A 14344-nucleotide genomic window follows, 5' to 3' on the forward strand; every position below is an offset into this window, starting at 1 on the left:
ACTTAAAGTAACCTCACCGATTTAAGTGAAAAAGTCAAAAGCCCGAAGTCTCCCTTGTCCTCCTCCAAAAACCCTATAACGATAAATTCCCGCAACCGTCACACCTGCAAGCCCATCTTTACGCCGTCGGACTCGTTATGCTTTCCGAGCCATGCGCCGCGTAATGCGCCGCGCCCAGCAACGCCGTTTTTTGATTCAACACCACGCGAATCGGCATCGCTTCCAATAGTGGCCGCATCCGGCCTTTGCTGAAAAATGCGTTCAGAAATGCGCCCTTCTCCAAATGCGGCAAAATCTTCGGCGCAATTCCCCCGCCGATATACACGCCGCCGATGGACATTAATTTCAGCGCCAGGTTGCCCGCCTCCGACCCGTAATAAGTCACGAACATGTCCAGCGCTTGCGCACAACGCGAACTCGTGCCTTTTAATCCCGCCACGGAAACCACCGCGCTCGGATCGCCCTTCGCCATTTCGTCCGCGAGCGATGCCGGCTCTTCGCCGCGCTTGGTGTCGCGCAAAAATTGATAGATGTTATAAAGCCCCTGCCCCGATAAAACTTTTTCCCAACTCACATGCCCGAACTTGTCATTCAAGTAAGCGAATAATTCCGCATCCAGTTTCGTGAGCGGCGCAAAATCCGAATGACCGCCTTCGCAGGCGAACGGATGAAATTGTTTGCCGTCCCAAAAAAGTCCCGCCTCGCCCAGTCCCGTGCCCGCGGAAATCATCGCCGCGTTTCCGGTTGCATCCGCTTCGCCGGCATTCAGCGTGTGCAAATCCTCTGGCGGCAATTCTGCCAGGCCATAACCGTTCGCCTCAAGATCGTTGATCATCGAGACGGGGCCGAGTTTTAGTTCGTCAGAGATTTCGCCCGCCTCAACTTTCCAGGAAAGATTCGTGGCCTTCACGACGCCCTTGCGCACCGGACCCGCAACCCCGAAACACGCGCGCTCTATCTTCGGCTCGCCAACCTCACCCAAAAACTCCTTCACCAAATCTTGCAGCCGCGCGTAGGCCTTGCTCGGGCGCGTGCCCTCGCGCACTAATTTTAGCTGGCGCCCATTTACTTCAAAAAGCCCCAGATTAACTTTCGTCCCGCCAATATCTCCAGCCAGAATCATGCGCCCGATTAAACTGCATCGCCGCAAATATTCCAGCGTAATATTTCACAGGTTTCATTATACCCACTCACGCGCACCGAGACGCACCAAACCGCCGTTCGACCTAATTCTCGGAAAATATTTATCCCAGTCTAAGCGAGCTTAAGCGAGCCAAGGCGGACTTATCCGAACCAACGCGAACCATTTTGGCGAACTTATCCGAGCCAAACCGCATCAACTGGCTTTTTTTATCCACTTCAGCCTTCAGAACACCCCGAATCGCTAAAACCGGCCTTGGTATAAACTCTCATCTCCATTGTCAAAGAACTGCCCCCACTATGCCACATCCTCCAAACACAATCCACCCTTCCATAGGTTACAAATGCATATTTCCCAGAGGCGCATTTTGACACTGTTCTGAAATGCAGGAAGGCGGATTTTTATTCCCGGGGAGCGCACGCGCCCTCGCGTGCAGTGGTTGGCGCCCTCGCCAACCACATCCGAGATGGTTCGGGAAATTCGCCTATCCGCTTAATAGCTTGTTCACCCAACCACCATCGGCGAGGGCGCCGATGGCAGCACGCGAGGGCGCGTGCGCTCCCCGGGACAAGACCGGCAATCGTACCCCTCGGACATGTGGACGCAAACTTCAAGAACAGTGATGAGATACGCCCGTTTCCCAGCCTCGTCACTCTGAACGATTGCCAAATAATTTAGTCGTGATACCGTTGACGCACCTGCCAGCCATGATTCTTCAGGCATTATTCACCGTCGCATCCCGATGGACGCTTTTTCTTTTCCTCTCGCTAAGTATTCTTGCGCCCTCTCCACTCTTTGCCGCAAGCGGCTTATTTCCCAAAATGCCTCCGGCGACCAATGCTTTCGTGTTTGATATTTCAAACGATGGTGGAAATGCAAAAATGACGGCCTGGTGCCTGCAAGGCGTCGTAAATCAGAAATCGGCGCAAGTATATTTGATTAACAATCCTTGGGATGTCGAGCCGTTGCAACGGTGCGGGCGGCCTTTCGTGAATGTGCCGGCCTTGACCGGGACCAACGCCGGGTTGAGAACTCTGTTCCAGAAATTTCAGGGTCGTGTCGAGAGAATGTTCATCTACGACCCGCAGAAGGATTGGACGTGGTATCTGGCATTGATGTCCGCTTCCCAACAAAATGGAATCGCCGTCACCGAACCCATTCAGCACGCCCTCGCGTCCGAGTTTGGCTGGAAAGGCGAAGTGCAGGACTACCGGGCAATTTGGTCCACCCGGATACAAGCCTACGATTAGGCGCTGGTTAATTTAATGCCGGGTTGCACTAGAAAGGTGATCTTCGCAACCGCCAATCGGCTATTGGATCCGGTAAAAGGGCGCGTCATGGACACCAATCGCATCGGCAATCCCATCACTGATTACGCCGTCGCGAGCAAAGGATTTGTTTTTTGGCTGGATTTTAATTCCGAACGATCTGAAGTAGAAAAAATCTTCCGCAGCGGTTATGGCGTTGGAACCTCATTGATGGGTTATTCGAGCGCCGGAGATGACGGCAATCTGCTGGCCAATCCGCAAGGCATCGGTTCGGTGGTTAGTGAGCTATACGCCAACGGAAGTTTCTGGGCGAGTTTTCCAAATACAACCCATGCCCATGCGCAAGCCAGGGGGCACGCCGTCAAGGCTGAACCGGGGAAAATCTATGCTCACATCATGTGGAGTGACGGCGACAATCTGGAAATGGATCAGAACCCGCTCTACAAATTTTGGCACGATCCCGCCCGCGGCAAAATTCCCGTGGCCACCGCCCTCAGCGTCACGCTTCAGGAGCTAAACCCGCCGTTGCTCGATTGGTATTACACCAACCTGAGCGATAATGACGAATTGATGGCCGGAGCCACTGGCCTTCAATTCATTTACATTCATAATTATCTCGAGAAACTATTTCCTTTTTGGTGTCAGTTAAGCCGGAAATGGTCCGATGACGCGGGGTTTCGCTGTTGCCGTATCTGGCTGGCGGACAAGCCAAGCGTTGAATATGGCGAATACATGGCCACATGCGGATTTGACGGCGTCATGGGCGAAGGCTTTTCCGTTAAATCTGGTTTCCCCATTGGGCTGGATGCCTGGGGAGCCTTTAGCGAAGAAGAATTGTTTCAACAATTTCTCTCAGTAAAGCCAGATCCAACCAAGCCGGTCTTCACCGGTTTCACCTGTATCCTCGACGGTTTCTATCAAGGAGATCGCGGTTATTCAGCAGTGAAACGGCAAATGGACCGGGTTGAAAAGCTCTATCCCGGCCGCTACGTCTTCATGTTGCCCAGGGATGAATTCGCCACGATTCAAGCTTATTACAATTACGATGTGCAGCAAATCTCCGCGCAACCGGATTCGTCTGATGGATTGACTGCGCTCGACGAGGGCGATGGAAAAGCAGCGGTGGTTCAGCGCAACGGCCTGTCGGGCTGGCTGGTATCAAAGCATGATCCTCCAGGCTATCTTTACTTCCGTGTCGAACCGAAGTTTCAACCCAAGCCAGGACAAACACTCGAACTCCGATTGGTTTATCTCGATGCCGGCGTTGGTGACATCGCGCTCGAATATGACTCTTATGATGCTTTTGCTCCGTGGTCGCAAGGGGGCACTTATAAGCGGCACGCCTCTGTGATTCACCGCCTTAATACCGGACGCTGGCAGACGGCTCGCTTTTTTTTCAAAGACGCCGGTTTTGGAAAACTGCAAAATGGCGGCGCTGATTTTCGCATATTCAATGGCGGAGACGACCTTGCAATTCACATGGTGAGAATAAGCCGCGTCGGACCTTGAAGTCAGCCCCGGCAAAAACGACTGCGCCTTTCGCACAAGCCCGGCCTTGTTTCAATCTTGCAAAATCCCATTTGACCAAACGCCCGATGCGATTACTTTACGCCCGTGAAGGCTGGTTTAGCTTCACGCTGTAACCGCTCTTTCGTGGCGTTGTTCCGCCTGTTTTACCACGGCGGGAGTTATGTAACTCGCAGTAAAAGCTTGACCTGCCACTAGCGCATGTTATCTTTACCAGTCAGTCAACAAAACGCACTTTATGGGCCGAACGAGTGATGCCAAAGAACGTTTGCTCCGGGTGGCCTTCGAGCTAATTTGGGAGCAAAGTTATGGCTCCGTGTCCGTGGATAACATCTGCGCACGCGCGAAAGTGAAGAAGGGCAGCTTCTATTATTTCTTCCCCTCCAAGTCCGATCTTGCCATCGCTGCTTACGAAGAACACTGGCAACAAAGCCGCCCCTGTTACGACCGCATTTTTTCCCCGCTCGTCCCTCCCCTGCAACGCATCGAAAATTATTGCCAGAATGTTTATGAGAAACAGCGGGACAAATATGCCAAGACCGGTTGTGTTCTCGGCTGCCCCTTCGGCTGTCTCGGCGCGGAGTTGAGCACGCAGGACGAAAAAATCCGCGCGAAATCCCAGGAGATGTTCGACCGTCATTGCAAATATTTTGAGAACACCTTGCGCGATGCCCACAAGGAAAACCTCATCGAGTCGAATGATTTCGCCGACAAGTCCCAAGCCATTTTTTGTTTCATCATGGGCATGCTCCTCCAGGCCAAAGTCAAAAACGATCCCGAAGTCCTGCGCCACCTCAGTTGCCACATTATGCAGATGATCGGCGCGGCGGTTCCTGCCTGACGCGCTGGGCGTTAGTAATTCTTGTCGTCCGGATCTCCCGCTTCGCCAATGCCGGTGGCTACCACCGACGAAGTCCCCGCGCCGAACTTGATGCGCGTATCATAATCCTTGTCCACTGGCGCTTTTTCCGTCGCGAGCCAGGTTCCCGCCGGCAGATCGGCGTACTTCCCGGTCTGCAAAAGCTGATAGCGATTTAATATCGCATCCAGGTTTGCTTCATCGGCCGGCGAATTTACACCCTTCCAATCCGAAACTGAACTGTCGGTGACGGGAGCTTGAAAATATTTTTTAAGTTGTGAGATGTCCGTTGGCAACTGCCCGTCGTTATCATGGATGTAGGACCACAATGCGCGCCCAAGCGGTAAATTATTTTTTGCCACCCGGCGCAATTCCCGTAGCGAACGGCGAATATCCGCCTCGGTGTCGAAGTCGGCCTTCTTCGCTGCGTTAAGCCAATCGTCCGTGGTGAGAAATTCCAATTCTGGAATTTTTTTATCCGGCATTTGTTGAAGGTATTGATTCAACTGTTCTGCGCGCACCGTCCAATTTTGCGCCAACTGCTCGAGCGGATCGCTGGTGTCCGCATTGCTGCCTAGCGCGCCGCTCCCTAACCGCGTCAATTCTCCCCGCAGCTTCAAGACCTCCGTCCTGCTTTGCGAGAGCCGGGCGTTTTCATCGCGCAAACTTCCTAGTTCAGCTTTCGCGGCATCACGTTCGCGCGCAAGTTGCTGGCTCGCGTCTTCCGACTGCGCCTGCTGTTCGGCCAGCGCCTGGACTTGTTGTTGCAGCGACGCCACCCGGTGAGTTTGATAAACGCCCGCGCCAACAGTCACCGCCAGCGCCGCCGTAATGGATATTTTTTGCAAAGTAGTCATGGCAATGGTTTTGATCGTGGTTGCAGTTGCGGAGGTGACGGCGGTGGTCGCGGCCAAACTTGCGGTGATGGTGGCCGCCAATCCGATCGGCGCGGCTTGAACTCCGTTGGCCGCGAGGACCGTCGCCAAACTTCCCGCGCCCACGGCGACACCGCGCTTCACAAAAATTTCGCGCAATCGTTCCATCGCGCGGCTCACGCGTTTCTGCGCGGCGGCATCGCTGATGCCCAAAGCTTGGGCCATCTCCCGCGCGGATTTGCGCTGGAAAAAATGCAGCCACAGCGCGTCGCGATCCGGGTCGTTTAATTCGCCCAGGGCGTCATCGAGCAGCGGCGAAATATTTTCCCACGACGCGGAAGTTTCGTCCGCCATCAATTCATTCATGGCCAAGGCCTCCTGTTCGCGATTTCGCCGGCGCACTTCCGTGCGCACCGTGTTCGCCGCCAGATTTTGCGCCGTGCGATGCAGCCAGCCCGAAAGCACGGGATGACCCGCAAGTTGCCGCGCATTTTTAGCGCACGCAACCAACACGCTTTGCGTCACATCCTCCGCAAGCTGCTCATCCCGCACCATCCGCAGCGCCGCCGAATAAACGAAATCCACATGCCGCCGCACCAACTCCGCAAACGCGCTCTCCGTTTTGCGCTCGGCATATTCCCGCAATAATTCCTGGTCCGTCTGTTCGTTCACTCATTAAACAGTAACCGCCGAAGTGAAAACCAGACAGGCGGAATGAAGTTTTTTTCGACGGCGGTCTATGGCACGGTGCTTATAACCGTCGAGCCTCCCAACTCGCCAATACACTCCCAAATAACCCACCCACACAGTAGGGCGGAGCTGCCGCTCCGCCGTCCGAAGTCCCGCAGGGACGGCCGAACTTAGCCCAGCCACTTATGGCTGGGTTTATATCCGTTCCAAATCAAGTCCCGTAGGGACGACAGAAATCAACGACCCAACCAACGCCATCCCCGCCACCTGCAATCGCCAACCCGACGCACTCCACTTTCTCGCCCCGCGACCGCGCGGGGAGAGAGCCGGAGAGAGGGGTTCTTATTTCTTCTACTTCAAACCCCAAACTGTAACTTGCTCACCGGTGCCTCCGGATCCCAACCACGGCTCGGCTTGCTATTGATCGAGGAAACCTCCTTGATCGAAATCTGGTTGCCGCGCGCCTTCGCCCCTTTCACCGCCAGTTCCTCCGGCTTGCACGTCTGCTGGTTGATCTTCTGATACGGCGCGGGCTTGTACCGAATATAAAGTTCCGCCGGCGTGTCCATTTCGAAAAATAGAATGCGCGATTTTTCGGGAATGCAAAAATATTCCTTGTTCATGATCGTGCCGCCGAACGTGAACCGCTTCACATACGTCGCGTCGCGATTCGTGTACGCCAGCGTGAACACCCGATCACGCTCCGGCAACCCGCAATAAACCAGGTCCGGCCCCACGAACAATTTTTCCGGCAACTCCGTCACCTTGTAATGCCCATCCTTGAACACCATGATGAGCTTGTCGAACTTCGTGCACTCGACGCGGAATTCTTCACCCGAAACTTTGTAACCCACGTAACCCGACTCGCGATCATACGCCACCTTGAACGACTTGAACGCGACTTCCTTCGCCTCGACTTCGTCGTAACGGCTGCTCTTCGTGAGCCGCGGATACATTGGGCCATATTTTTCCAGCAACCCTTCAAGCCGTCCGATGGCGTATTTCGTGACCGACTTGAGATGCTTGCGCGTCTCTTCCAAATCGGCCTTCACCTTGTCCATCTCTTCGCGATGCTTGTTGATGTCGAACAGCGAAATCCGGCGGATGCGCACGCCGAGCAATGATTCCACGTCCTCATTCGTCAGGTCGCGATACATCTCCTTGCGATACGGCTTGAAACCGTCATGCACCGCTTCAAGCACGGATTCATTCGTCTTCGCCTGCTCGATTTTTTTGTAAATGCGGTTCTCGATGAAAATGCGCACGAGCGTTTTGAAATGCAATTCCTCCTCAAGCTGCCCCTGCTTCAATTCCAACTCGCGCTTCAAATCCGCCACGAGTTTCTCCGTGTTCTCGCGCAGGACTTCGGACACCGTCATCTCGACCGGTCGGTTATTTTTGATGACGATGATGCGGCTGCTGATGCTCACTTCGCAATCGGTGAACGCATACAACGCATCCACCAGCTTCTCCGCGCTCACGCCATTCGGCGCCTTGATTTCAATCTCCACGTCCTCCGACGTAAAATCATTAACCGTCTTGACCTTGAGTTTGCCCTTCGCCGCCGCGTCTTCAATCGAGCCGATCAGCGAATCCGTCGTCGTCATCGGCGGGATTTCCTTGATGATCACCGTGGACTCGTCCTTGACCTTGATCTTCGCGCGGACCTTGATGCTGCCCTTGCCATCGGCATATTCGCGCGCGTCCATCAAGCCGCCGGTGATAAAATCCGGCAGGCATTTGAAGGGCTGCTTCTTGAGTATCGCGATCTGCGCTTCGAGCAACTCGGGAAAATTATGCGGCAATATTTTGCACGCCATTCCCACGGCGATGCCTTCCGTCCCCAGCATCAGCAGCAACGGCAGCTTCGCTGGCAATGCCACCGGTTCCTGGTTGCGCCCGTCGTAACTCGGCACAAACTCAGTCAGGTCATTATTAAAAATTTCGTTGCGCGCCAATTCAGTCAGCCGGCATTCGATATATCGCGATGCCGCCGCCGGATCGCCCGTGAAAATATTGCCGAAGTTCCCCTGCCCTTCGATGAGATAGCGCTTGTTGGTCAGCACCACGAGCGCGTCGTCAATGGACGCGTTGCCGTGCGGATGATATTGCGCGCAATGCCCCGAGATGGTCGCGACCTTGATGAAACGCCCATCGTCCTTCTCATGCAACGCCCAAAGAATGCGCCGTTGCACCGGCTTCAAACCGTCGGAAAGATTAGGAATCGCGCGGTCGCGAATGACGTACGACGCGTATTCCATGAAGCTCGTATTCACGCGCCGATGCAGCGCCAAATCCATTTTGCCCGGTGAAAACGGCACATGCTCAATCGCCGGAACTTCTTCGGCAAGCACGTGGCTTTCGCCGTTCGACTTCGGCGTTTTCGCCGCGTCTTCTTTTGCCGGCGTGCTGGCGTTCGCGGCGGTATCGCCATCAATCGGCAACTCTGGTTGGTCCGGCGTCTTTTTACGTTTGGCTGCGCTCATTCAAAAAATATTTCGTCAAAAATTAATCTTCCACCGGCACCACCAGATTTTCCATGATGAAATCCTTGCGGTCAGGCGTGTTCTTGCCCATGTAGAAACCGAGAATATTTTGCACCTCCGGTTTCGTCGCGTATTCGACTTTGCTCAAGCGCATGTTATCGCCGATGAATTGTTTGAATTCCGCCGGTGAAATTTCTCCCAGGCCTTTGAATCGCGTGATCTCGCAACTTTTTCCAAGCTTGGTGGAGGCCGTATCGCGTTCGGCTTCAGAGTAACAATAAATCGTTTCGTTTTTATTCCGCACGCGGAACAACGGCGTCTCGAGCACGAACAAATGTCCGTCGTGAACCACCTGCTCGAAGAAGCGGAAGAAATAAGTGATGAGCAAATTGCGTATATGCAGGCCGTCCACGTCAGCGTCGGTCGCGAGAATAACTTTGTCGTAGCGCAAACCCTCAAGGTTGTCTTCGATGTCCAGGCTGCGCATCAGATTATACATCTCATCGTTTTTATAAACGATGTCGCGCTTGAGGTCCCAGACGTTCAGCGGTTTGCCCTTCAGCGTAAAAATCGCCTGCATATTCACATCGCGGCAACTCACGATCGAACCCGCCGCCGACTGCCCTTCCGTGATGAACACCATCGAGCCTTTGCCTTTGCCCTTCGCCTTGTCGAGATGGACTTTGCAATCCTTCAACTGCGGAATGCGGATGGTGATCGCCTTGGCGCGTTCGCGCGCGAGCTTTTTCACTTCCTGCAATTCCTTGCGCAACTGCTGGGTGTCCTTCACTTTCTCGACCAATTTTTCCGCAACATCTTTGTTGCGATTAAAGAAGTGCAGCAACTCCTCGCGCACCTGATTCACGAGGTCGGAACGGATTTCCGTATTGCCCAATTTATTTTTCGTCTGCGACTCGAACACCGGGTCCTTCAACCGGATCGCCACCGCGCCGACCATGCACTCGCGCACGTCATCGCCTTCGTATTTGCCTTTCGCGTATTCGTTGACGGCCTTCAACAAGCCTTCGCGAAATGCGCTCAAGTGCGTGCCGCCATCCGAAGTGTATTGCCCATTGACGAAAGAATAAAACGTCTCGCCGTACCGGCTGTTGCTGTGCGTGAAACAAAATTCCAGCGTCTTGCTCGCGTAATGCAGCGGTGGATAAATCGGTTCGCTGTTGTCCGCCTGCAAATCTTCCAGCACCAAATCCATCAGCCCGCGCTTCGATTGAAACGTCTGCCCGTTGTAAATTAATTTTAGCCCGGTGTTGAGATAACTGTAATGCCGCAGCCGTTTTTCAATCAGCTCCTGCCGAAATTCAATCGTTTTGAAAATCGTGGGGTCCGGCTCAAAACGGATCAGCGTGCCGTCGGGTTCATTGGCAAGCTTGCCGTCTTTTTCATTTTTAAGTTTGCCCTGCTTGAAAGCGGCCTCCGCGAATTCCCCGCCGCGATGGCTCCGCACATAAAAATCTTTCGAGAGCGCGTTGACGGCTTTCGTGCCGACGCCGTTCAAGCCCACGCTGAATTGAAAAACTTCGTCGTTATATTTCGCGCCGGTATTGATTTTGGAAACGCAATCCACCACTTTGCCGAGCGGAATGCCGCGCCCATGATCGCGCACCGTCACGGTCGAACCTTCGATGGTGATGTTCACTTCCTTGCCGTAACCCATGATGAATTCATCAATGGCGTTATCAATGACCTCCTTCAATAAAATGTAACAGCCGTCGTCGTAATGCGAACCGTCGCCGATGCGCCCGATATACATGCCGGTGCGCAGGCGGATGTGTTCCAGCGAGGACAACGTCTTGATTTTGCTCTCGTCGTAAACGTGCTTCTTATTTTCTGCCATAAATCAGGGACAATGAATATTCAGCGGAATCGCCAACTTGCCAATGGAAGAATTTTGCGAAGTCTCCACAACATATTTCAATACCATCGCATGGTAGGGCGGCGCTGCCGCGCCGCCGCGGTTGAAGCGCCATCTCCGCTCGGCCGCTACAAATAAACACGGAAACTTATTTCCCATTCGGATGACGGCGATTCCATTCCTTCTCGGCGCGCACGCAATCGTCGCAAATATACACCACACATTTGTTGCATTGATCTGGCAATGCAAATGGATAGGTGTGCGGGAACGCTTGTTGCCGCGCGATGACGTATTCAATGGTCTTCGCCGGTGGATGATCGTTATCAATCAATTCCGTGCGCATCAATACGTGATGTATCTCGCACTCTTCCGAAGGCCCGCGCGCGTCGCAGGTGGAATGGCAGCCGGTGAGAACCAGCCCCATCGCCAGCATGATCGAGGCTAAAACAAAACGGATCGTGATCCGCAAACTCGTTTGGATTTTCACGCTCGAATAATATATACGCGTGAATGGCGTGTCCATTGCAAATGGCCTTCTCCACGAATCACAACGCACCGCGAATTAAATCGAAATCGCCGTTTCTTCTTCCTGGACGTGCAAATACTCCAAAACTTTCGCCACGGATTCCGCCGTGGTGAGCTGATCTGTGCGCAATTCCAATTCCGGTTTTTCCGGCGCTTCGTACGGCGCGGATACGCCGGTGAATTCTTTGATCTGGCCCGTGCGCGCCTTCGCGTAAAGTCCCTTCACGTCGCGCTCCTCGCAAACTTTCAGCGGCGCGTTCACATAGACTTCGATGAATTGATCTTCCTCAAGAAGCTTGCGCACCAAATCGCGGTCGGAACGATACGGCGAAATGAACGCGGTGATGCAAATAATTCCCGCGTCCGCAAACAACTTCGCGACTTCGCCGATGCGCCGGATATTTTCCTTGCGATCAGCGGGCGAGAATGCGAGGTCGTTGCAAAGGCCGTGGCGAATCTTATCGCCATCGAGCACGTAAGCGTGCTTGCCCGCGTTGAACAATTCGCGTTCGAGTTCGTTTGCTATGGTGGATTTGCCCGCGCCGGAAAGACCGGTCAGCCACACCACGCAACCCGCATGGCCGTTGCGCAGCGCGCGCTGTTTCGCCGTGACCGTGCCGTGGCTCCAGAAAATATTATCGCTCTTGTGCAGGCCGTCCGACGTGCGTTGCGGATAATCGCTTTCCGCCACGATGCCCCCGCCCGAAACTTCAAATCCGTCCACGATGACGAACCGCCCCGTCGGCACAATCTCCGAATGCACATCAAACGCCACCGGCCGCTTGGTGCGAATGGTCAACTCGGCGACCTCATGGCGACCGACAAAAATTTCGTTGTGCGCGCGCGAAATAGTTTCGAGCGTCGAGGCATCAATGACTTTTTCGATGGACTCGATTTCGCAATCCGCTTCCTGCGTCGCGAGCTTGAGCTTGTAAATTTTGCCCTTGGTGAACGGCTTGCGGCCAAGCCAGAACAGCCGCGCCTTGAAACGGGTCAACTCGTATGGCGGAGCCGTTTCCAACGCCGCGACCGCGCCGCGCTCCACGAAAATCTGTTCCGTCAAAGTGATGCCGATGGATTCGCCCGCGCTGGCGCTGTCCTGCGCCGGCGCGCTCCAACGCTCGATGGTTTTCACCGTGCTCGTTTTGTTGGTTGGGCTGAAAAGCAGTTTGTCGCCGACCTTGATCGAACCGGCTTCAACGCGCCCCGCGAGAATGCGGCGTTCGTCAAACCGATAAATGTCCTGGATGGGAAAACGCAGCGGCTGATTCGCCGGACGGTCGAGAACCTTGAATTCGTCCAGTGCGGACAAAACCGTCGGCCCTTTCCACCACGGCATGTTCGGGCTGAGCGAGGCGATGTTGTCGCCGAGCTTCGCGGACATGGGGATGAATATTTTTGGCTGCACGCCGATGCCCGCGAGGAACGCGCGATAATCCCGTTCGATCTGCTCGAAGCGCTCCTGCGAGTAATCCTGCAAATCCATTTTATTCACGAGCACGGCGATTTGGCGGATGCCCAGCAGATTGAGGATATAACCGTGGCGGCGCGATTGCTCCTGGATGCCTTCGTTCGCGTCAATCAACAGCAGCGCAGCCTCGGCGTTCGCCGCGCCGGTGATCATGTTCTTGAGAAATTCCTTGTGGCCCGGCGCGTCAATGATGACGTACTGGCGCTTCTTCGTCTGGAACCAGATTTGCGCGGTATCAATCGTGATGTTCTGGTCGCGCTCGGATTGCAAAGCGTCCATCAGGTTCGCCCACTCGAAAGGCACGCCGCGGCGCTCGGCAATTTTTTGCAACTGCTCAAGCTTGCCTTCGGGCAGCGAGCCGGTGTCGTTGAAAAGGCGTCCGACGAAAGTGGATTTGCCGTGGTCCACGTGGCCGACGATGACGATTTTAAGTTGTTCGCTGGGAGCGCTGGTGGGATTCATTCTGAAATTCTAAAATGGAAAATAAAATTAATTGCGGCCGTCAATCCAGGCCGTGAACAGTTTTTTGGAACGCGCGCCGATGATCTGCCGCTGCGGCGCGCCGTCCTGGAAAAGAATAAACGTCGGCATGGCGGTCACGCGAAATTGCGCGGCCAACTGCGGGTTTTCGCCGGCATCCACCTTGACGATCTTGAGCGCATCGCCGCGCTCGCGGGAAATTTCATCGAGCAACGGCGCCATCGCGCGGCACGGGCCGCAATCGGGCGTGTAAAAATCCACGAGCACCGGCCCGCTGGACAACAGGACTTCCTGGCCAAAATTTTCCGAAGTGGCGCTTGTCATAATCTCTTTCTTACATGTAACCATCGCGGCGCAATTTCTCGAAAGCGTCCTCGCTTTCCTTGTCCTGCGCGCGACCGGAGCGTTCCGAAGTTTTCGTGTGGCGCAATTCCTCGATGATCTCGCGGACGTTGCTCGCCTTCGACTTGATGGGAAAAGTGCAGGGCGCGCAACCGAGGCTGCGATAGCGCTCGCCTTTTTCATTCGCGAAATAAAGTGGGATGATGGGAATATTTTCGCGCTCGATATATTCCCAGATGTTCAATTCCGTCCAGTGCAGCAGCGGATGGATGCGGATGTGCGTGCCCTTGTCGAAATCGGTCTTGAACTGGTCCCACAATTCCGGCGGCTGGTCCTCGACGTTCCATTCCATGTTTTTATCGCGCGGGCTGAAGTAACGCTCCTTCGCGCGCGTGGGCTCCTCGTCGCGGCGCACGCCGACGATGACGCCCGTAAAATGATGCTGATCCAGAACCTGCTTGAGGCCGTCCTTCTTCAACGTGCCGCAGCACTCGACGCGCGTCGCGCGGCCATTGGGAAAGGTCACGCCGCTCTTGAGCACCGGCTCGTTCTTGCCCACGACCAACTGCAATTTCCAATCCTTCACCAGCTTATCGCGATACTCAATCATGGAAGCGATCTTGTACGTGGTGTCCACGTGCACCAGCGGAAACGGCACATGGCCGAAAAACGCCTTGCGCGCGAGCCACAAAAGCACGGTTGAATCCTTGCCGATGCTCCACAGCATGGCGAGGTTTTCAAATTTGTTGAACGCCTCGCGCATGATATAGACGCTTTGGTTCTCGAGCTTGGAGAGATAATCCATTC

11 protein-coding genes are annotated in these 14344 nt (G+C 54.5%); 3 read left to right on the top strand and 8 right to left on the bottom strand.

Going from position 1 to position 14344, the window contains the following annotated elements:
* Positions 1–118: 118 nt before the first annotated feature.
* Positions 119–1123, bottom strand: coding sequence for a glucokinase (glk, locus tag VH413_19330; GenBank protein ID HEX3800855.1), 1005 nt, complete (start codon positions 1121–1123; stop codon positions 119–121).
* An 839-nt stretch (positions 1124–1962) separates the two neighbouring features.
* On the opposite strand from glk, the gene VH413_19335 reads away from it, so the two are divergent.
* The 3 genes from VH413_19335 to VH413_19345 all read left to right on the top strand — a co-directional run bounded on the left by VH413_19335 (position 1963) and on the right by VH413_19345 (position 4777).
* On the top strand, positions 1963–2391 hold the full coding sequence (locus VH413_19335) for a GxGYxYP domain-containing protein (GenBank protein ID HEX3800856.1): 429 nt from the start codon (positions 1963–1965) through the stop codon (positions 2389–2391).
* A 63-nt stretch (positions 2392–2454) separates the two neighbouring features.
* Positions 2455–3918: a hypothetical protein gene (locus tag VH413_19340; GenBank protein ID HEX3800857.1), complete on the top strand. Its 1464-nt coding sequence runs from the start codon at positions 2455–2457 to the stop codon at positions 3916–3918.
* 256 nt (positions 3919–4174) lie between these two features.
* Positions 4175–4777 carry a TetR/AcrR family transcriptional regulator gene (locus tag VH413_19345; protein HEX3800858.1) on the top strand — a complete coding sequence of 201 codons (603 nt, stop codon included), beginning with the start codon at positions 4175–4177 and terminating at the stop codon, positions 4775–4777.
* Positions 4778–4788: 11 nt separating this feature from the next.
* Here the strand turns inward: VH413_19345 and VH413_19350 are convergent, their stop codons facing one another.
* The 7 genes from VH413_19350 to cysD form a co-directional block, all read right to left on the bottom strand.
* The gene (locus tag VH413_19350; protein HEX3800859.1) at positions 4789–6342 is read right to left on the bottom strand and encodes a sigma-70 family RNA polymerase sigma factor; all 1554 of its coding nucleotides are present in this window, start codon (positions 6340–6342) and stop codon (positions 4789–4791) included.
* Between the two features lie 374 nt (positions 6343–6716).
* Positions 6717–8846, bottom strand: a complete 2130-nt coding sequence (locus tag VH413_19355; GenBank protein HEX3800860.1) for a DNA topoisomerase IV subunit A — start codon at positions 8844–8846, stop codon at positions 6717–6719.
* A 22-nt stretch (positions 8847–8868) separates the two neighbouring features.
* Entirely contained in the window at positions 8869–10701 is a 1833-nt protein-coding gene (locus VH413_19360; GenBank protein HEX3800861.1) for a DNA topoisomerase IV subunit B, read from the bottom strand.
* Positions 10702–10867: 166 nt separating this feature from the next.
* On the bottom strand, positions 10868–11206 hold the full coding sequence (locus VH413_19365) for a hypothetical protein (GenBank protein ID HEX3800862.1): 339 nt from the start codon (positions 11204–11206) through the stop codon (positions 10868–10870).
* A gap of 75 nt (positions 11207–11281) precedes the next feature.
* Positions 11282–13177, bottom strand: a complete 1896-nt coding sequence (gene cysC, locus VH413_19370) for an adenylyl-sulfate kinase (GenBank protein HEX3800863.1) — start codon at positions 13175–13177, stop codon at positions 11282–11284.
* A 27-nt stretch (positions 13178–13204) separates the two neighbouring features.
* Complete coding sequence (locus VH413_19375) at positions 13205–13519, bottom strand: thioredoxin family protein (protein HEX3800864.1); 315 nt, start codon at positions 13517–13519, stop codon at positions 13205–13207.
* A 10-nt stretch (positions 13520–13529) separates the two neighbouring features.
* The gene (gene cysD / locus VH413_19380) at positions 13530–14342 is read right to left on the bottom strand and encodes a sulfate adenylyltransferase subunit CysD (protein HEX3800865.1); all 813 of its coding nucleotides are present in this window, start codon (positions 14340–14342) and stop codon (positions 13530–13532) included.
* Positions 14343–14344: the final 2 nt, after the last annotated feature.

It is taken from the genome of Verrucomicrobiia bacterium (assembly GCA_036268055.1).
In the GTDB taxonomy this organism is placed as follows: domain Bacteria; phylum Verrucomicrobiota; class Verrucomicrobiia; order Limisphaerales; family Pedosphaeraceae; genus DATAUW01.